Raw genomic sequence first — 17,773 nt, 5'->3', positions numbered from 1 at the left:
GCACCCCGAAATCCTGTAACACGCTGTTTCCGTGAATCCCTCGTCAGGGGGTTGTCGCTCGGCGCCGTCACCAGACAGGCTCGACGCATGCACTCCTCACGCACCGACGACGCGGTCCGCATCCGCGGCCTCCGCAAGGTCTACGGCGGGGTCGCCGCGGTCGACGGCATCGACCTGGACATCCACCACGGCGAGACGTTCGCGCTGCTCGGCCCCAACGGCGCCGGCAAGTCCACGACGGTCGAGATCCTCGAGGGCTACCGCTCACGCACGGCCGGAGAGGTCGACGTGCTCGGGGTCGATCCGGCCCATGGCAGCCTCGCCTGGAAGTCGCGCATCGGCATCGTGCTGCAGACGGGCGGCGACACCGGCCTCCTGACCGTGCGCGAGGTGCTGCACCACTTCGCCGGGCTCTACCCGGATCCGCGCCCGATCGACGAGGTGATCGCGGCCGTCGGCCTCGAGGCGAAGGCGAGCACGCGGGTCGCGAAGCTCTCGGGCGGGCAGCAGCGCCGGGTCGATGTCGCCCTCGGCATCGTCGGGCGGCCCGAGCTCCTGTTCCTCGACGAGCCGACCACGGGCTTCGACCCCGAAGCGCGCCAGCAGTTCTGGGAGCTCATCCGATCGCTGAAGGCCGAGGGCACGACCATCCTGCTCACCACGCACTACCTCGACGAGGCCGCGCAACTCGCCGACCGCGCAGGCGTCATCGCCGCCGGGCGCCTGCTCGACGTGGGGGGCATCACCGAGATCGGCGGTGCAGAGGCCCGGGTGCCGGTCGTGCGCTGGAACGACGCGGAGGGCCGGCCGCACGAGGTGCGCACCCACGAACCGGGTCGGGTCGTGGCATCCATCGTCGGCGCGCTGGGCGGCGAGCCGCGGGCGCTCGAGGTGATCCGCCCGACGCTCGAGGACGTCTACCTCGGGCTCGTGCGCAGCGCCGAGCGCGAGGCGGGCGAACCCGCCGAGCCCGGCGAACCACGCGACGCCTCCCCCACCAGCCCCGCGGCCGCGCCGGTCGCCGACGCCGAGGAGCCGGCCGCATGAGCACCAACGTGATGACCCAGGGCACCTCGCGCATCGGCGTCGAGACGCGCATGTACTTCCGTGCGCCCGACACGCTGTTCTTCACGTTCCTGTTCCCGTTCGTGATGCTCGCGATCTTCTCGGCCGCGTTCAGCGCCGCGGGCGAGGCAGGCCCGCCCGGCGCGGAGATCACGGTGGCGGCGCTCTACCTGCCCGCGATGCTCGCCTCGGGCATCTTCCTCTCGGGCGTGCAGAACCTCGCGATCGACATCGCGCTCGAGAAGTCGAACGGCACCCTGAAGCGTCTCGGCGGCACCCCGCTCTCGCCGGTGGCGTACTTCCTCGGCAAGATCGGCCAGGTGTTCGTGACCGGCACCCTGCAGGCGACGCTGCTGATCCTCGCCGGATGGCTCGTGCTCGGCATCGCCCTGCCGACGGAACCAGAGAAGTGGCTGACGTTCGCCTGGGTGTTCGTGCTGGGCCTGACGACCTGCGCACTGATCGGCATCGCCCTGTCGGCGCTGCCCAGGTCGGGCAAGAGCGCCGCCGCGGTCGTCATCCCGATCGGGCTGATCCTGCAGTTCATCTCGGGCGTCTACCTGCAGTGGGACATGCTGCCCGACTGGCTGCAGAACATCGCGAGCCTCTTCCCGCTCAAGTGGATCGCGCAGGGCATGCGGTCGGTGTTCCTCCCCGATGGCTGGGAGGCCCTCGAGCAGAACGAGTCGTGGAACCTGCCGGGCGTCGCCATTGCGCTGCTCGTGTGGCTCGTCTTGGGGCTCGTGCTCAGCCGCCTCACCTTCCGCTGGATCCGCCGCGACGCCTGAACGCCCGGCGCACCCGACGCACCCGACGCACCCGACGCACCTCACGCGCCTGACGCACGCCGACACACCTCGGCGATGACCGAACGCCACTCGGATTTGCACTCTTCGCAGAATAGTGCAGAATTGCACTCCATGACCGAGAGTGCAAGTTCAACGCCAGGACTGCGCGAGCAGCGCATGCGCCGCACCCGGCTCGCGCTCTGCCATCGAGCACGCCAGCTCACGATCGAACGCGGGCTCTCGGGCTTCACGGTCGACGAGCTCTGCACCGACGTCGGCGTCTCGCGCCGCACCTTCTTCAACTACTTCCCGACCAAGGAGGACGCGGTCATCGGCCACGACGCCGACGGCATCGACGAAGCGGCCCTGGCCGCCTTCACCCGCGGTGACGACGACGCGCCGACCCTGCTCGATGCGCTGGCCGAGCTCGCGATCGCGACCGTCGCCGCCTGGGACGACGAGTTCGACGCGATCGACCCGCACGCCATCATCGACCGCGAGCCGCAACTGCTCCCCCGCATGATCGGCGCCGGCCAGCAGCTCGAACAGCGCGTCATCGCCGCCATCGAGGCGCGCGAGCACCTCGAGCCGGGTGACCCGCTCGCACGCACCGCGGCCTCCGTGATCGGCGCCCTCGTCGGCCGCGTCGGCCACCAGTACTTCGCCGACGCCGACACGTCGCCCGTCGACTTCGCCACGATGCTCCGCAACTCCGTGGCCGAGACCCGCGCGGCCTGCGCACCGGCATCCGCCCCTCGCCCCTGAATCACCAAACACCCCGAACCACCGAAGGCACCCGAATGACCACCACGGCACGACCCAAGGCGACGAGCGGCCCGCTCGTGCTCACCCAGCGACGCATCTGGATCATCTTCTCGGCCCTCATCGCCGGCATGCTGCTCTCGAGCCTCGACCAGACCATCGTCTCGACCGCGATGCCGACGATCGTCGGCGAGCTCGGCGGCGTCGAGCACCAGGCGTGGATCACCACCGCCTACCTGCTCGCGACGACCATCGTCATGCCGATCTACGGCAAGTTCGGCGACGTGCTCGGGCGACGCAACCTGTTCCTCATCGCGATCGCCCTGTTCACCGTGGCCTCCGTGGGTGCGGCGTTCGCCCCGACCTTCTGGGCCTTCGTCGCGTTCCGCGCGATGCAGGGCCTCGGCGGCGGCGGGCTCATGATCCTGTCGCAGGCGATCATCGCCGACATCGTGCCCGCCTCCGAGCGCGGCAAGTACATGGGCCCGCTCGGCGCGATCTTCGGCCTCTCGGCCGTGGCCGGCCCCCTGCTCGGCGGCTACTTCGTCGACCACCTGACGTGGCAGTGGGCGTTCTACATCAACATCCCGATCGGCATCGCGGCGTTCGCGATCGCCTGGTTCACGCTGACCCTGCCGAGCAAGAAGGCCGAGAAGAAGGTCGACGTGCTGGGCGTCATGCTGCTCTCGGCGGCGACCGTCTGCCTCATCTTCTTCACCGACTTCGGCGGCAACGCCGCACACGGCTGGGACGCCATCGAGACGTGGGCGTGGGGCGTCGGCCTCCTCGCCGCCGCGACGGCCTTCGTCGTGGTCGAGGCGCGCGCCGAGGACCCGATCATCCCGCTGTCGCTGTTCAAGAACCCGGTCTTCGTCAACGCGACCGCGATCGGCTTCACGCTCGGCATCGGCATGTTCTCGGCCATCGCGTTCGTGCCGACGTTCCTGCAGATGTCGTCGGGCGCCTCGGCGACGGCATCCGGCCTGCTGATGCTGCCGATGATGGCCGGCATGATGGGCACCTCGATCTGGTCGGGCATCGCGATCTCGCGATCGGGCCGCTACCGCGCCTACCCGATCGCCGGAACGCTCGTGACCGCGCTCGCCATGCTCGCCATGACCTCGCTCTCGGCCGACACCCCGATCTGGCTGATCTGCGTGTACCTGTTCGTGTTCGGCGCGGGCCTCGGCCTCATCATGCAGGTCGTCGTGCTCGTGGTGCAGAACGCCGTGCCGCCGACCCAGGTGGGCACCGCGACGAGCACGAACAACTACTTCCGCGAGGTCGGTGCGTCCCTCGGCGTCGCGATCTTCGGCGCGATGTTCGCGACCCGCCTGTCGGAGAACCTGACGAAGATCTTCACGGATGCCGGCGCGAGCGCGGCCCAGGCCGGCGACGCCATGTCGACCCTCGACCCGCAGAAGCTCTCGGAGCTGCCCGACCCCGTGCGCGACTCGATCGTCACGGCCTACGCCGACTCGCTGGCGCCCGTGTTCTGGTACCTGATCCCGTTCATCCTCGCCGCGTTCGTGCTCGCGCTCTTCCTGAAGCAGATCCCGCTCTCCGACGAGGCCGGCATGGTCGCGCGCGGCGAGGCGATCACGGGCGAGGAGGCGGATGCCGCCGAGCAGGCGATGCGCGACGGCGCGACCGTCGTCACCGGTCCGGCCGACGACGGCGAGCCCGTCTCGACGGCGACGGGCAGCACGCCCTCGCAGGGCGGCTCGGCCGGCACCTCCCCCGGCAGCACGCCCTCGCAGGGCTGACGACTCCGGGCGCGCCTCGACACGGGCGCGCCCGGTCCTCCCCGTCCTCCGTCTGCAGGAGCTCGGGCACCTTCCTCCGCGTGGAGCGGGGATGGGGCCTGATCTCCTGCACGAGCAGTCCCAGACGACGGATTCGGCACGCGGCATGCGGATGCGCCTACGCTTGAACGTGGCATCCGCATGCGCCGTGGCAACGACGGGCAGCGCCGTGGTCGACGCATGCAGGGTGGCCTCGAGAGGCTCGCATGACATCCCCGTACGATCACCGCCCATGGCTCGCGCACTACGCCGAGGGGGTGCCGCCCGAGATCGATGAACCGACCGAGACCCTCGTCGACATGATCGACGCGGCCGTCGGCCGGTACCGCAAGGGCACCGCGCTGGAGTTCTTCGGCGCCGAGACGAGCTATCGCGAGCTCGGCGAGCAGATCGCCTCCGCCGCCGAGGGGCTGCGCCGGCTCGGGGTGACGGCCGGCGATCGCGTCGCGATCATCCTGCCGAACTGCCCGCAGCACGTCGTCGCGTTCTACGCGGCGCTGCGGCTCGGCGCGATCGTCGTCGAGCACAACCCGCTCTACACGCCGCCCGAGCTGCGGCACCAGTTCGAGGATCACGGCGCCCGCGTCGCGATCGCCTGGAGCAACGTCGCCGACACCGTCGCGGAGTTCCCGAGCGACATCCGGCCCGACCACATCGTCGCGGTCGACGTGTCGAAGGCCCTGCCATTCGGCAAGCGGATGGCGCTGCGCCTCCCGATCCCGCAGGCCAGGCGCTCCCGCGCCGCCCTCGCGACGACGCCGAAGGCCCGCGGACTCGTGGCCTGGGAGCACCTCACCTCGCGGCGGGCGCTCGCCAAGCGGCATCCGCGCCCCTCGCTCGACGACACCGCCGTGCTGCAGTACACGAGCGGCACCACGGGCGCCCCGAAGGGCGCCGTGCTCAGCCACCGCAACCTGCGCGCGAACGCGATGCAGAGCCGCGCGTGGGTGCCGGGGCTCGACCTCGGCGGCGAGACGTTCTACGGGGTGCTGCCGCTCTTCCACGCCTACGGCCTGACCCTGTGCCTCACCACCGCGATGAGCATCGGCGCACGACTCGTGCTCTTCCCGACGTTCGACCCGAAGCTCGTGCTCGATGCGGCGCGTCACTCGCCGCCGACCTTCCTGCCCGCGGTGCCGCCGATCTACGACCGGCTCGTGCGCGCCGCCGAGCGTCGGCCGCAGGCCCTCGCGAGCATCCGCTTCGCCATCTCGGGGGCCATGAGCCTGCCGATCGCGACCGTCGACCGCTGGGAGAGCGCCACCGGCGGGCTCCTCGTCGAGGGCTACGGCATGACCGAGAGCTCGCCGATCACCGTCGGCAATCCGATGGGACCGACACGTCGCCCGGGCACCGTCGGCGTGCCGTTCCCGAGCACCGAGATCCGCGTGGTCGACCCGTCCGACCCGGCCGAGGACCGGCCGGCGGGCGAGGCCGGCGAGCTGCTCGTGCGCGGGCCGCAGATCTTCCAGGGCTACTGGCGCCGCCCGGCCGAGACCGCGGAGACCCTGCTGCCCGGCGGCTGGCTTCGCACGGGCGACATCGTGCACGTGTCCGACGAGGGATTCGTCACGATCGTCGACCGCGTCAAGGAGCTCATCATCACGGGCGGGTTCAACGTCTCGCCGTCCGAGGTCGAGTCGGCCCTGCTCGCGCACCCCGACGTGCGCGGCGCCGCGGTCGTCGGGCTGCCGCGCGCCGACGGCGGCGAGGCCGTCGCCGCGGGCGTCGAGCTGCGCGAGGGCGCGGTGTTCGAGGCATCCGCACTCCGCGACTTCTGCCGCACGAGCCTCACGCCCTACAAGGTGCCGAAGCACGTCGAGCTGTTCGACGAGCTGCCCCGCTCGCTCATCGGCAAGGTGCTGCGCCGCGAGGTGCGCGACGAGCTGCTCGATCGGATGTCGCAGGGCTGACGCCCCACGCCGGCCGGGCCGTCGGCCGGGGCCTCCGCGCCGCATACGATGACGTGGTGGTCCTCCAGAACGCACGCGCCGCCGTGCAGCGCACGAGAATCCTGCCCGTGTGGGCTCGGCGAGCGGATGCCGCGACGGCACGCGCCGTGAACGCCGGACCCAGCCATCCCGTGGCCGATCGGTTCTGGTCGCAGGTCTCGGGGTTCGCCGACCGCGGCGTGCTCTGGTGGTCGATCGCCGGCGTGCTCGCCGCGACCGGCCGCCCCCGCACGGCCGCGCGCGGACTCGGTTCGCTGCTCGCCGCGAGCGCCCTCGCCAACCTGATCGCCAAGCGGCTCTTCGGCGGCGAGCGGCCGCTGCTCTCCGACGTGCCGATCGCTCGGCGCCTGCCGAAGCAGCCCGTCAGTGCATCGTTCCCGTCGGGCCATTCGGCGAGCGCGGCGGCCTTCGCGACCGGCGTCGCGATCGAATCGCCGCGCCTCGGCCTGGTCCTGGCTCCGGCAGCCCTCGGCGTGGCGTACTCCCGCCTGCACACGGGGGCGCACTGGTTGTCGGACGTCGTGGGCGGGCTCGCGCTCGGCACGGGGGTGGCCGCGCTCGGCGCCGCCATCGCGCCCCCGCACCGGCCCTCCGAGCGCGATGGGTCCGCTCCGACCGGCACCGACCGCCGGCTGCCCGCCTCGCCAGACGGGGAGGGCGCGTTCATCGTCGTGAACCGCTCATCCGGCACGAGCGTGGTTCGCGCCGATCCGGTGCGGGTGCTCGAACGACGGCTGCCGCTCGCCGAGCTGCACCTCCTCGCCGACGGCGAGGACCCGCAGGACGTCGTGCGCGCCGCGCTCGCCCGCGACGTGCCGCCGACCATCGTCGGCGTCTGCGGCGGCGACGGGTCGGTCGCCGCCGTGGCGCACGAGGCCAGGACCGCCGGCGTGCCGCTGCTCGTCGTGCCCGGTGGCACGTTCAACCACTTCGCACGCACGGCGGGCGCCGCATCCGTCGACCTCGCCGTCGATGCGCTGCAACGGGGCGAGGGCGTGCGAGCGGATGTCGCCGAGCTCCGGTTCGCCGGTGGTTCGCCGATCACGGTGCTGAACACCGCCTCGGTCGGCATCTACCCGGATTTCGTCGCGGAGCGCGAGCGCCTCCAGGGCCGGTGGGGCAAGTGGCCCGCCGCCGTCGCTGCTGCCGTGCGGGTGCTGCGGCATTCAGATCCGGTGACCGTCGTCGTCGGCGGACGCCGCGCCCGCGTCTGGACCCTGTACGTGGGCGTCGGCGGCAACGACCCCGGCATCGCAGCGCCGATGCAGCGTCGAAGGCTCGACGGCGGCGAGCTCGACGTGCGCGTGCTGCATGCCGGCACCCGGGTGCGAGCCGTCGGCGCGCTCGCGTTCGGACGGCGCACGAGCGCCGTGCTCCGCCGGCTGCGGCTCCTGCCGGAGCGGCTCGAGTCGTTCACCACCGAGTCGATCGACGTGCTCGTGCGCCCGCGCAAGGGGCAGCCGCCCGGATTCGCGCACGACGGCGAGGTGTCGATCGAGGCGCCGGCCGAGGCATCCGCCCGCACCCCCGGGCCCGGATATCGCACGACCGTGCGCGTGCTTCCGGCCGCACTCGACGTCTACCGCCCGGCCGCCGGCCCCCGCGACCGCGACGTCAGAGCAGGCGGCGCGCGTTCGCCCAGGCCGTGAGTTCGTGCCGGCTCGAGAGCTGCAGCTTGCGCAGCACGGCCGAGACGTGCGACTCGACCGTCTTCGTCGAGATGTAGAGCTCGGCCGCGACCTCCTTGTAGGCGTAGCCGCGCGCGATGAGGCGCATGACCTCCTGCTCGCGCGCCGAGAGGCGGTCGAGCTCGTCGCTCGCGGCCGCGGTCTCGCCGACGGCGGCCCCGAAGGCGTCGAGCACGAATCCGGCGAGCTTCGGCGAGAAGACGGCGTCGCCGCTCGCGACGGCGTGCACCGCGCGGCTGACGTCGGCTCCGGACGACCCCTTCGTGATGTATCCGCGAGCGCCGGCGCGGATCACGCCGACCACGTCTTCGGCCTTGTCCGACACGCTCAACGCGAGAAACCTCGTTCCCGGCACGGATGCCGCGGCGCGGCGCATGACCTCGGCCCCGCCGCTCGTGCCGGCCGGCACGCCGACCCCTGGCAGGTGCACGTCGAGCAGCACGACGTCGGGTGCGGCATCCGTCACCGCGAGCACGGCGGACTCGACGTCGTGCGCCTCGCCCACGACCTCGATCGAGGCGTCGAGGTCGGCCTTCAGCCCCGAGCGGAAGATCGAGTGGTCGTCGACGATCACGACGCGAACGGATGCCGCGCCCGCCGTCTCGGCAGGGTTCAGGTCAGCCACGTGCACCCTCCGTGCCGGAGTTTCCGGCGCTCCCCATGCTGCCGATGCGCTCGGCCGGGAACCGCAGTCGCACCTCGGTGCCGACGCCGCCCGCGCCCGGGCGCACCTCGCCCGAGCCGCCGGCCCGGCGCATGCGCCCGATGATGGACTGCCGCACGCCGAGCCGGTCGCTCGGCACCTCGCCGAGGTCGAACCCGTCGCCGCGGTCGCGCACGAACACCTCGACCGAGTCGGGCGTCGCCTCGACGTAGACCGAGACCTCGCCGCCGGCGTGGCGTGCGGCGTTCAGCATGGCCTCGCGCGCAGCGGCCGCCACCTCGCCGCTCGCCCGCTCGCTCGACGAGCCGACCGCCACGACGTCGATCGTCACCGGGTAGTCGATCTCGAGGGCCGCGGCGAAGTCGCGCAGGTCGGTTCCGAGGTCGCTGTCGGCGGGCGCCTCGCCGTCGAAGAGCCAGTCGCGCAGCTCCCGCTCCTGCGCCCGGGCGATGCGGGCCACCTCGGTCGTGGCGCCGGCCCGATTCTGGATGAGCGCGAGCGTCTGCAGCACCGAGTCGTGCAGGTGCGCGGCGATCTCGCTGCGCTGCTCCTCGCGGATGCGCTTCGTGCGCTCCTCGGTGAGCTCGCGCCACGCGGTCACGAGCGTCGGCGCGTAGACCAGCCCGATGCCGAGCACCGCGGCGAGCGCGGCCGCGAACGTCGGCACCGGATGCCAGCGCGCGCTCTCGCCGAACACGAGGCCGACGGCCGTGACCAGCAGCAGCGCCGTCGCGACGAGCCGGATCGTGAGCTCGTGCCTCGGCCCCCGCTCGGGCTCGGGACGGTCGATGAAGGTCGCCCAGGCTCCGGATGCCACGGCGAGCCCGACCCCGGCGATCACGCCGCCGAACCACCACCGCAGGTCGGCCGCGTCGGCGCCGATCGCCCGCCCGGCCGTGAGCCACGCGACCGCGAGCACTGCCGCCGATGCTGACACGAGCAGCCACGCGACCGGGGCCCGCCGGCTCGGACGCCGCTCGCCCGGCTCCCACGGCGTCAACGCCCAGAGCCAGGCGTAGAGCAGCACGCCCGCACCCGCCGCGACGCTGGTCACGACGAACGCGGCGCGCACGACGAGCACCGGCCAGCCGAGGTGCGCGGCCAGCCCCGCCGCGACGCCCGTGGCGACGCAGGCGCGCGGTCGCGACATCCGGGGCTCCATGTCTGCCATCCAAGCACGCCCGGCGCCACCTGCCCCGGCCCCCGGGTCACCGTCAGGGTCGAATCAGGGACTCACCCCATAGCGGGTCGCCCAGCGCCGCTGCCAGCATCGAGGCATGGAGACGAACCAGACCGCCCCGCAGACCGACCCAGTGCCGGAAGGCGTGCAGGGGGACTCCGCGCAGGTCGGACCGTCGGTCGACGGGGCGGTCGGTTCGGCTTCATCAGGTGCAGAGGGTGCAGGCGGCTCGGGCGGCGCGGGCGGTTCAGGCGGCTCGGGCACTCCGAACGGCTCGGGCGCGACGGATGCCGGTGGCAGGCCGGCCGCACCCGACGCGACGGGCCCCGGCTTCTACGCCTGGCTGCGGCGCCTCGGACTGCCGCGCCGCGCCGGATGGCTCGGCGGCGTCTGCGCCGGCATCGGCGCCCGCCTCGGCATCGACCCGATCATCGTGCGCGGCATCGTCGTCGTGGTCGCCGTGCTCGGCGCCCCGTTCGTGCTGCTCTATGCGATCGCCTGGCTGCTGCTGCCCGACGCCGACGGCGAGATCCACCTCGAACGCCTCACCCGCGGCATCGTCGACCCGGCCGTCGTCGGCATCGCGGTCATGGGCGTGCTCGGCCTGATCCCGTTCGTGCAGGGCGGCTGGCTCGGCTGGCAGTGGTGGGACGAGTGGCCCTACATCGCCGACCCGATCTTCGGCTTCAACCTCACGGTGCCGCTGCGCATCATCTGGACCCTCCTCATCGTGGGCGGCATCGTCGCCCTCGTCATCTGGCTCGCCCGGCGAGCCTCCCAGAACCCCCCGGCCGGCGGCGCCGGCGCGCGAACGGCTTCCGCTGCCGACGCCGCCCGGTCGGGGTCCACGCCTGGGGCTGCCGCGAGCGCGGCCGCCGCGACGTCCGCAGCCCCGGTTCCCCCGACGAACGGCGACACCCGTTCGACGGGTGCGGATGCGGCATCCGCTCAGGTGACGGATGCCGCGTCCGCGACTCCGGCCGATCCCAGCGCCGGTGCGGCGACCATCGCGGCCGCAGCAGGCCCGACGACGTCGACCGAGCCCCCGGTGCCCGCGATGGGCGCCGACCCCGCGGCGATCGCCGAGTGGCGTGAGCAGCACGAGGCATGGCGCGTCGCGCACACCGAGTGGAAGACCGGGCAGGAGCAGGCCGAACGGGCCGCCCGCGCCCGCGCCGCCGCCGAGAACCGGGAGAAGGCCCGCGCACTCGCCGCGAGCGCGGATGCGGCCAGGGCCGCACGTCGTGCGAGCCGCCCTAGGGCGAGCGCCGCGTTCGTGTTCACGATGCTCGGCGCGAGCCTCATCGGCGGCGCGATCGTCGCACTGCTGGCCCTCGGCGACGCGGGGGTCGCAGCCTTCGCCGTGCCCGTGGCGCTGGCCGCAGGCACCCTCGTGCTCGCGCTCGGCATGATCATCGCGGCCCTCCGGCGACGTCGGAGCGGGGCGCTCGCGTTCCTGACGCTCACCGCCGTTCTCGCCATGTTCGTCGGGCTCGGCGCGGCGACGTTCTCCTCGCAGGGCCGGCTGATCGGCCCCGACGAGAGCATCGACCTCACCACCTCGCAGCGCCTCGTGCAGCCGATCGGCAACGCCTACATGCGAGCGCTGCCGGTCGCAGGCTCCCCCGCGGTCGTAGAACTCACGCAGGGCATCGGCGACACCTGGCTCGGACTCGACGACGGCGCCGTGGTGCTGCTCGACGCGTCGGACGCCGGCCCCGTCGACATCACGGTCTACGACGACGAGGGCGCGATGCGCGTCCCGCAGATCGGCGACCTCGATCGCGCCGCGCTCGTGCTCGGCGGCGAGGCCGGCGCCAGGGCCCTGAAGTCCGGCGAACAGGTCGACGCCGTGCTCGAGCTGTCGCAGCGCACGGGCACCGTCCACATCCAGATCATGGAATGAGCGAGAACATGACCGAGAACACCTCACGCCCCGCCGACGACGCCGACGCCGACCGCCGGTCGAGCAGCGACGAAGGAGCGTCTCGAGACCTCCACGCCGCCGCGAGCACCGGCCCCACGGCCGTCATCGAGACGGATGCCGCGGCCGACGCCTTCACCACGGTGCCGCTGTCGCCGCCGGCCGCCGCAGAGCCCGCCTTCTTCACGACGCCGGCCGACCCCGCGGCATCCGCCGACCGGCCCGACTCGGTGTACGCCTCCGCGTCGCGTGCCCCGGCATCGACGACGCCCCCGGGCCGACCGACAGTGCGCTGGGGCGCCCTCGTGTGGGCGCTGATCTTCGGCGGCACGGCCGCGCTGACGCTGTGGATCCTCGTGGATCCGGCCAGGCGCCTCGCCGCCGACGCCTGGATCGCCGGGCTCAACCCGCTCGCCGCCTGGCTCTACGCGCTCATCGCGGTCGGCGTGATCGTCGCCCTCTTCGGCGTCGTCGGCCTCATCCGGCGCGGCGAGCGCGCCCGGCCGGTCGAGTAGCGAAGCGTATCGAGGCCTCAGTCGGGTCACCCGCCGGTCGAGGAGCGAAGCGTCTCGAGGCCCGCGCGCCGGTTGCCGCTGGTCTCGATACGGCGCTTGCGCGCCTACTCGACCGGCGGAGCTCGGCGCTTGCGCGCCTCCTCGACCGGTTCGGCCGCCCTACAGCTCGAGCCCGACGACCACCGGCTCGGGATGCAGCAGGATGCCGAACTCGGCCTGCACGCGGTTGCGCACGTAGCGCGCCAGCTCGGCGATCTCCTCGGCCGTCGCTCCCCCGCGGTTCGTGAGGGCGAGCGTGTGCTTCGACGAGATCGCGGCGCGCGATCCGGGCAGGGCGAACCCGCGGCCGATGCCCGAGCGCTCGATGAGCCACGCGGCCGACAGCTTCACGCTCGGTTCGGTCGCCGCGGCATCCGTCACCGATTCGGATGTCTCGAGCGACGCCTGGTGCGCGAGGAACTGCTCGAGCGGCGACTCCTCGAGGGCGTTCGCGAGGGGCACGACCTCGTCGGCGACCTCGGGCTCGACGTACCAGCGCGGTGCATCGCCCGGCAGCGACCTGGCCGCATGCTCGCCGACGATGGGGTTGGTGAAGAAGGATCCGGCGCTCACCGAGTCGCGGTCGTCGGGGTCGAGCACCATGCCCTTCGAGGCGCGCAGGGCGAGCACGCTCTCGCGCACGCGGGCGATCGGCACGCGGTCGCCGAGGTCGACGTGCAGCGCCCCGGCGAGCTGCGCGTAGGCGACGGCCTGGCCGAGCGCCTCGCCGAGCACGGCGCGCTCGGCGGCCGTGTCGTGCAGCGCGAGCTCGATCGAGACGACGATGCCGCTCAGCCCCTGCTTCAGCACCGAGGTGCGGTAGCCGAGCTCGAGCTCGGCGGCGGTCATGCGGCGGGGACGGTCGGCGCCCTCGTCGAGGAACTCGATCGCGACGAGCGTCGACTCGAGCTCCTGGCCGTAGGCGCCGATGTTCTGCACGGGCGCGGCGCCGACGCTGCCCGGAATTCCCGACAGCGCCTCGATGCCCGAGTACCCCTTGTCGACGGTCCAGGCGACGAGGTCGTCCCAGACCTCGCCGGCCTGCACGCGCAGGTGCACGGTCGAGGTGTCGGGCTCCGCGCCGGGCTCCGCGCCGGGCTCGCCGTCGGCTTCGGACCCGCGCAGCACCTCGATGCCCTTCGTCGCGATGCGGATGACGGTGCCGTCGAACCCCTCGTCGCCGATGAGGAGGTTCGAGCCGCCGCCGAGCGCCATCCACGGTTCGACGTCGCTCCACGCGTGGGCGGCGGCGTCGACGAGGTCGCGCTGCGTCGTCACGGTGACGAGGCGCCGGATCGGGCCGCCGACGCGCAGCGTCGTGAGCTCGGCGAAGGTCGGTTCGGTCGGTTCGGTCGCGCCCGGCACGGCCTCGGGTGACGTCATCTCGGAGTCGCCCATGTCAGCCGAGGACGACGCGGACCTGCGCCTTGCCGAGCACGGTCGCGCCGTCGAACGTGACGGTGAGGTCGATGCGGGCTGCGCGCGCGTCGGCGTCGAGCTGGCCGACCTTGGCGCTGACGCTCACGGTCGCGCCGAAGGCGGGGTCGACGACCACGGGCCGCGTGAAGCGCACCTGGTAGTCGAGCACCCGGCCGGGGTCGCCGGCCCAGTCGACGACGGGCTGCACCGCGAAGCCCATGGTGAGCATGCCGTGCGCGAGCACGCCGGGCAGGCCGACCGAGGCGGCGACGTCGTCGCGGTAGTGGATCGGGTTGAAGTCGCCGGATGCCCCGGCGTAGCGCACGAGCGAGTCGCGGGTCAGCGCGAACTCGCGCTCGGCCACGACGTCGCCGACGGCGAGCCGATCGAACGAGGGCGTTGCGGACGCGGCGGCCATCACTCATCACCTCGCACCACGAGCGTGGAGGTCGCGGTCACGACGTGCTCGCCCGCGGCATCCGTCACGTTCGTCTCTGCGGTGACCATCGAGTGCGGGCCGAGCGTCTTCACGCTCGCCACCGTGAGCGTCGCGGTGAGCAGGTCGCCCGCGACGATCGGACGGGTCGACGTGAAGCGCTGGTCGCCGTGCACGACGCGGCTGAAGTCGATGCCGGCGTCGGGCTCGGCGAGCAGCTGCGCGAGCGTGTGCTCCTGCACGACGACCGCGAACGTGGGCGGCGCGACGACGTCGGCGTAGCCCGCCGCCTGCGCGGCTTCGGTGTCATGGTTGATCGGATGCGTCGCGAACACGGCGCGCGCGAACTCGCGCACCTTCTCACGACCGACGAGGTACGGCTCGGCCGGCGGGAAGACCCGCCCCTGCAGCTCGGGGTTCACTGGCACCCGCACAGTCTATTCGGCGAGCGGATGCCGCGGCCGGGCGCCCGCCGCACGCCGCCGTCCCTGCCACCCGCCGGCCACCCTGCCGGCCACTCCGCCGGCGCCACGCCGCCGCCCGTCGCCGAGCGGTCACTTCTGGCCGGAATGCGCGCGCCGAGGCAGCCGAAATCGACCACTCGCGGGCGCGGCGTGGCGCGGCGCGGCGCGCCAGCTGCAGCAGGGCCCGAAGGGGGCACTCGCAGTGACTGCCACGTGCATTCGCCCGCGCATACGTTCGAAGGGCGAGACGACACGGCACGACCACGTCTCGCACCGCATCACGACATCGACAGGACGGGACGGGACAGACGATGACCGACAGCCAGGCACCCAAGCAGGTCGGCGGAGGCCGCCGCACACTCGGGGACTTCGCGCCCAAGCTGGCCGCGCTGACCGACGACGTGCTCTTCGAGGACGTCTGGAACAGGCCCGAGCTCTCGCCCCGCGACCGCAGCCTCATCACGGTCGCCGTGCTCGCCGCCGGCGGCGACCACGACCAGCTCGCGTTCCACCTCGGGCGGGCGGTCGAGAACGGCGTGACCCGCGAGGAGCTCATCGAGGCCCTCACCCACGTCGCCTTCTACGCCGGATGGCCCAAGGGCATGGGCGCGATGAACGTCGCGAAGGGCGTGTTCGCCGACTGATCCCGGAGGTGCGCCGACGAGCGGATGCCGCATGCGGGCGTCCGCCGCACGCGGCCGTCCCTGCCACCCGCCGGCCACGCCGCCGGCGCCACGCCGCCGCCCGTCGCCGAGTGGTCATTTCCGGCCGGAATGCGCGCGCCGAAGCAGCCGAAATCGACCACTCGCGGTCGAAGCACGGCGCGCCGCCCGCAACCGGGCACGCCGCGCGCTCCTCAGATCGCGAGCCAGCCCGCCGCGAGGCCGACGACCGCGACGACGGCACCCCCGAAGGCGACCGCGAGCACGACGACGTCCCAGCGCGAGGCGATGAGGGGGCGGGAGTTCTCGCGGCGGGCGAGGAAGTAGAGCAGGGTCGCCGGCGCCTGCACGATGAGCGAGATGAGCAGCAGCTCGAGGCCGGCGCCGAGCAGCAGGAAGATCACGTAGCCCGTGGCGACCGCCCCGATCACGAGTTCGGTGGCGCGCGAACGGCGCGACGCGGCATCCGGACCGTAGCCGTCGCGGCGGATCGCGATCTTCAGCAGGTAGCCGGCCGCGAACAGGAGCGGCACGAGCGCGAGCGCGCTGGTCAGGTCGAGGGCGAACCCGAACGCGTCGGCCGAGAAGAACGCGACGACGAGCACGAGCTGCGCGAAGACCGTCGAGCCGAGCAGGGCGACGGTGGGCACGTCGCGCGAGCTCATGGTCGCGAAGATGCGCGGGAAGTCGCCGTCGCGCGCGGCCGTGAACACGACCTCGGCGGCCATGAGGGTCCACGCGAGGTAGGCGCCGAGCACCGCCACGATGAGCGCGATGCTCACGAGCACGGCGCCCCACTCGCCGACGGCCGCCTCGAGCACGCCCGCCATCGAGGGTTCGTGGAGCGCCGCGATCTCGTCGGCGGGCAGCACGCCGTACGACACGATCGTGACGGAGGCGAAGACCGCGAGCACCGAGAGGAAGCCGAGCACGGTCGCCCTGCCGACATCCGTTCGCCGCTTGGCGTGCCGCGAGTAGACGCTCGCGCCCTCGACGCCGAGGAACGCGAAGACCGTGACGAGCATCGTGCCGCGCACCTGGTCGAACAACGGGCCAGCGTCGACCCCGCCGAGCAGGTTCGCGGCGAACACCTCGGGGTCGAGCACGGTGAGCGAGATGACGATGAACACCACGATCGGCAGGAGCTTGGCGACCGTGACGATGCGGTTGACGGCGGCCGCCTCGCGCACGCCACGGCGCACGAGCAGGAACGTGACCCAGAGGCCCGCGGTCGCGCCGATCATCGCGGGGATCGTCTCGCCGTCGCCGAGCGCGGGGATCCACGCGCCGAGCGTCGACATGATGAGCACCCAGTAGGTCACGTTGCCGACGCACGCGCTCGCCCAGTAACCGAACGCCGAGAAGAAGCCGAGCAGGTCGCCGAACCCCGTCTTCGCGTACGAGTAGACGCCCGCGTCGAGGTGCGGCTTGCGGTTCGCGAGCGCCTGGAACGTGAAGGCGAGCATGAGCATGCCCGTGCCGGCGATCGTCCAGGCGATGAGGGCGCCGACGACGCCCGTGTTCGCGGCGAACTGGCCGGGCAGCGAGAACACGCCCGCGCCGACCATCGATCCGACGACGACCGCGGTGAGGCTGCCGGTGCCGAGGCGCACGGTGGCCGGTTGCGCGGCCGTCGGTCGCGTCGTCGACATGGCTCCCCCGTTCGCCCGCGTTCGCCCGCCCCGCGAATCCCCTGCGCCGACGCTACACCGGCGGGCACCCGAGGGGCGAGCGGATGCCGCGGGCCGGCGTTCGCGCGCCGCTCAGGCGTTGAGGCGCGCCAGGCGTGCGCGCAGCGACTCGATGAGGAGCTCGAGTCCGAGGTCGAAGGCGCGGTCGGAGCGCTCGTCGCCGTGCGGCGCGTCGGCGATGAGGCGGCCGAGGGTCTGCGTCTCCCCCTCGGGCTGCCAGACGTCGTGCGGCGAGGCGAGGTCGAGTCCGAAGCCGATGGCGAAGGCGTCGAGGAGGGCGATGACGCCGAGCACCTCGTCGTCGGGGAACCCCGCGTCGACGAGGGTCGTGGCGAGGTGGTCGTAGCTGGCGATGACGTAGGGGTCGGTGATGGTCTTGCCGACGATGAGCGGCACGAGGTTGGGGTGCGCCGCGTACATGCGTCGCTGCGCGCGCAGCGTCTCGGCGACGACCTCGTGCCATTCGCCGCCGCTCGCCTGGGCTCCGGCACCGGCGTCGCGCGAGAAGCGTCCGCGCATGAGCTCGATGATGCCGTCGCGCCCGTCGACGTGGTTGTAGAGCGACGACGGCGTCACGCCGAGGCGGCGGGCGAGGGCGTTGACCCCGAACGGCTGGCCTGAGTCGACGAGTTCGAGGGCGGCATCCGCGATGCGATCGACCGACAGCAGGGGAACCTTGGGTCTCGCCATGATCGGTTCCCCCTCTCGTCGTCGAGCCG

The 17,773-nt window shown here is 72.9% G+C and carries 16 protein-coding genes; 9 read left to right on the top strand and 7 right to left on the bottom strand.

What is annotated here, in order from left to right:
- The first annotated feature begins 87 nt into the window (after positions 1–87).
- The 6 genes from ASE68_RS19100 to ASE68_RS19075 all read left to right on the top strand — a co-directional run bounded on the left by ASE68_RS19100 (position 88) and on the right by ASE68_RS19075 (position 8,021).
- Entirely contained in the window at positions 88–1,047 is a 960-nt protein-coding gene (locus ASE68_RS19100) for an ABC transporter ATP-binding protein (protein ID WP_055863214.1), read from the top strand.
- Positions 1,044–1,853 (top strand): ABC transporter permease, encoded by an 810-nt coding sequence (locus ASE68_RS19095; protein WP_055863213.1) that lies wholly within the window; start codon positions 1,044–1,046, stop codon positions 1,851–1,853. Before ASE68_RS19100 ends, ASE68_RS19095 begins: the two co-directional genes overlap by 4 nt.
- 132 nt (positions 1,854–1,985) lie before the next feature.
- On the top strand, positions 1,986–2,618 hold the full coding sequence (locus ASE68_RS20625) for a TetR/AcrR family transcriptional regulator (RefSeq protein WP_235481303.1): 633 nt from the start codon (positions 1,986–1,988) through the stop codon (positions 2,616–2,618).
- A 35-nt stretch (positions 2,619–2,653) separates the two neighbouring features.
- The gene (locus ASE68_RS19085; RefSeq protein WP_082462531.1) at positions 2,654–4,381 is read left to right on the top strand and encodes an MDR family MFS transporter; all 1,728 of its coding nucleotides are present in this window, start codon (positions 2,654–2,656) and stop codon (positions 4,379–4,381) included.
- Between the two features lie 245 nt (positions 4,382–4,626).
- Positions 4,627–6,333 (top strand): long-chain-fatty-acid--CoA ligase, encoded by a 1,707-nt coding sequence (locus ASE68_RS19080; protein ID WP_055863208.1) that lies wholly within the window; start codon positions 4,627–4,629, stop codon positions 6,331–6,333.
- Between the two features lie 56 nt (positions 6,334–6,389).
- On the top strand, positions 6,390–8,021 hold the full coding sequence (locus ASE68_RS19075; RefSeq protein ID WP_235481301.1) for a bifunctional phosphatase PAP2/diacylglycerol kinase family protein: 1,632 nt from the start codon (positions 6,390–6,392) through the stop codon (positions 8,019–8,021).
- Here the strand turns inward: ASE68_RS19075 and ASE68_RS19070 are convergent.
- Together ASE68_RS19070 and ASE68_RS19065 are read right to left on the bottom strand one after the other, a co-directional pair.
- Positions 7,987–8,676 (bottom strand): response regulator transcription factor, encoded by a 690-nt coding sequence (locus ASE68_RS19070; RefSeq protein WP_055863427.1) that lies wholly within the window; start codon positions 8,674–8,676, stop codon positions 7,987–7,989. The genes ASE68_RS19075 and ASE68_RS19070 overlap by 35 nt on opposite strands.
- Position 8,677: 1 nt before the next feature.
- On the bottom strand, positions 8,678–9,874 hold the full coding sequence (locus ASE68_RS19065) for an ATP-binding protein (RefSeq protein WP_235481284.1): 1,197 nt from the start codon (positions 9,872–9,874) through the stop codon (positions 8,678–8,680).
- A 127-nt stretch (positions 9,875–10,001) separates the two neighbouring features.
- On the opposite strand from ASE68_RS19065, the gene ASE68_RS19060 reads away from it, so the two are divergent.
- Complete coding sequence (locus tag ASE68_RS19060; protein WP_055863206.1) at positions 10,002–11,810, top strand: PspC domain-containing protein; 1,809 nt, start codon at positions 10,002–10,004, stop codon at positions 11,808–11,810.
- Positions 11,811–11,818: 8 nt separating this feature from the next.
- Complete coding sequence (locus ASE68_RS20390) at positions 11,819–12,343, top strand: hypothetical protein (protein WP_055863204.1); 525 nt, start codon at positions 11,819–11,821, stop codon at positions 12,341–12,343.
- 159 nt (positions 12,344–12,502) lie between these two features.
- Here ASE68_RS20390 and ASE68_RS19050 read toward each other — a convergent pair whose 3' ends face one another.
- From ASE68_RS19050 to ASE68_RS19040, 3 genes are read right to left on the bottom strand one after another with little or no spacing between them, the layout of a single operon-like run.
- The gene (locus ASE68_RS19050) at positions 12,503–13,780 is read right to left on the bottom strand and encodes a UDP-N-acetylmuramate dehydrogenase (protein WP_369800126.1); all 1,278 of its coding nucleotides are present in this window, start codon (positions 13,778–13,780) and stop codon (positions 12,503–12,505) included.
- A 1-nt stretch (position 13,781) separates the two neighbouring features.
- A complete protein-coding gene (locus tag ASE68_RS19045) occupies positions 13,782–14,219 on the bottom strand; it encodes a MaoC family dehydratase (RefSeq protein ID WP_055863202.1) in 438 nt (145 codons plus the stop codon).
- On the bottom strand, positions 14,219–14,665 hold the full coding sequence (locus tag ASE68_RS19040) for a MaoC family dehydratase N-terminal domain-containing protein (protein ID WP_082462527.1): 447 nt from the start codon (positions 14,663–14,665) through the stop codon (positions 14,219–14,221). Before ASE68_RS19040 ends, ASE68_RS19045 begins: the two co-directional genes overlap by 1 nt.
- Before the next feature lie 347 nt (positions 14,666–15,012).
- On the opposite strand from ASE68_RS19040, the gene ASE68_RS19035 reads away from it, so the two are divergent.
- Complete coding sequence (locus ASE68_RS19035) at positions 15,013–15,345, top strand: carboxymuconolactone decarboxylase family protein (protein ID WP_055863198.1); 333 nt, start codon at positions 15,013–15,015, stop codon at positions 15,343–15,345.
- A gap of 212 nt (positions 15,346–15,557) precedes the next feature.
- Here ASE68_RS19035 and ASE68_RS19030 read toward each other — a convergent pair whose 3' ends face one another.
- Both ASE68_RS19030 and ASE68_RS19025 read right to left on the bottom strand, forming a co-directional pair.
- The gene (locus ASE68_RS19030; RefSeq protein WP_055863196.1) at positions 15,558–17,015 is read right to left on the bottom strand and encodes a basic amino acid/polyamine antiporter; all 1,458 of its coding nucleotides are present in this window, start codon (positions 17,013–17,015) and stop codon (positions 15,558–15,560) included.
- Positions 17,016–17,126: 111 nt separating this feature from the next.
- Positions 17,127–17,744, bottom strand: a complete 618-nt coding sequence (locus tag ASE68_RS19025; protein ID WP_055863194.1) for a TetR/AcrR family transcriptional regulator C-terminal domain-containing protein — start codon at positions 17,742–17,744, stop codon at positions 17,127–17,129.
- Positions 17,745–17,773 lie beyond the last annotated feature (29 nt).

This window comes from Agromyces sp. Leaf222, assembly GCF_001421565.1.
GTDB lineage: Bacteria > Actinomycetota > Actinomycetes > Actinomycetales > Microbacteriaceae > Agromyces.
The sequence above is the reverse complement of the archived record's forward strand: the minus strand, read 5'-3'. Positions and strand labels throughout refer to the sequence as shown.

Bases quoted from the DNA above. Each gene is read 5' to 3' on its own strand.
- ASE68_RS19030 (WP_055863196.1), bottom strand. From the start codon at position 17,015: ATGTCGACGACGCGACCGACGGCCGCGCAACCGGCCACCGTGCGCCTC.
- ASE68_RS19045 (WP_055863202.1), bottom strand. From the start codon at position 14,219: ATGGCCGCCGCGTCCGCAACGCCCTCGTTCGATCGGCTCGCCGTCGGC.
- ASE68_RS19100 (WP_055863214.1), top strand. From the start codon at position 88: ATGCACTCCTCACGCACCGACGACGCGGTCCGCATCCGCGGCCTCCGC.
- ASE68_RS19050 (WP_369800126.1), bottom strand. From the start codon at position 13,780: ATGGGCGACTCCGAGATGACGTCACCCGAGGCCGTGCCGGGCGCGACC.
- ASE68_RS20625 (WP_235481303.1), top strand. From the start codon at position 1,986: ATGACCGAGAGTGCAAGTTCAACGCCAGGACTGCGCGAGCAGCGCATG.
- ASE68_RS20390 (WP_055863204.1), top strand. From the start codon at position 11,819: ATGACCGAGAACACCTCACGCCCCGCCGACGACGCCGACGCCGACCGC.
- ASE68_RS19035 (WP_055863198.1), top strand. From the start codon at position 15,013: ATGACCGACAGCCAGGCACCCAAGCAGGTCGGCGGAGGCCGCCGCACA.
- ASE68_RS19085 (WP_082462531.1), top strand. From the start codon at position 2,654: ATGACCACCACGGCACGACCCAAGGCGACGAGCGGCCCGCTCGTGCTC.
- ASE68_RS19060 (WP_055863206.1), top strand. From the start codon at position 10,002: ATGGAGACGAACCAGACCGCCCCGCAGACCGACCCAGTGCCGGAAGGC.
- ASE68_RS19025 (WP_055863194.1), bottom strand. From the start codon at position 17,744: ATGGCGAGACCCAAGGTTCCCCTGCTGTCGGTCGATCGCATCGCGGAT.
- ASE68_RS19065 (WP_235481284.1), bottom strand. From the start codon at position 9,874: ATGTCGCGACCGCGCGCCTGCGTCGCCACGGGCGTCGCGGCGGGGCTG.
- ASE68_RS19080 (WP_055863208.1), top strand. From the start codon at position 4,627: ATGACATCCCCGTACGATCACCGCCCATGGCTCGCGCACTACGCCGAG.
- ASE68_RS19095 (WP_055863213.1), top strand. From the start codon at position 1,044: ATGAGCACCAACGTGATGACCCAGGGCACCTCGCGCATCGGCGTCGAG.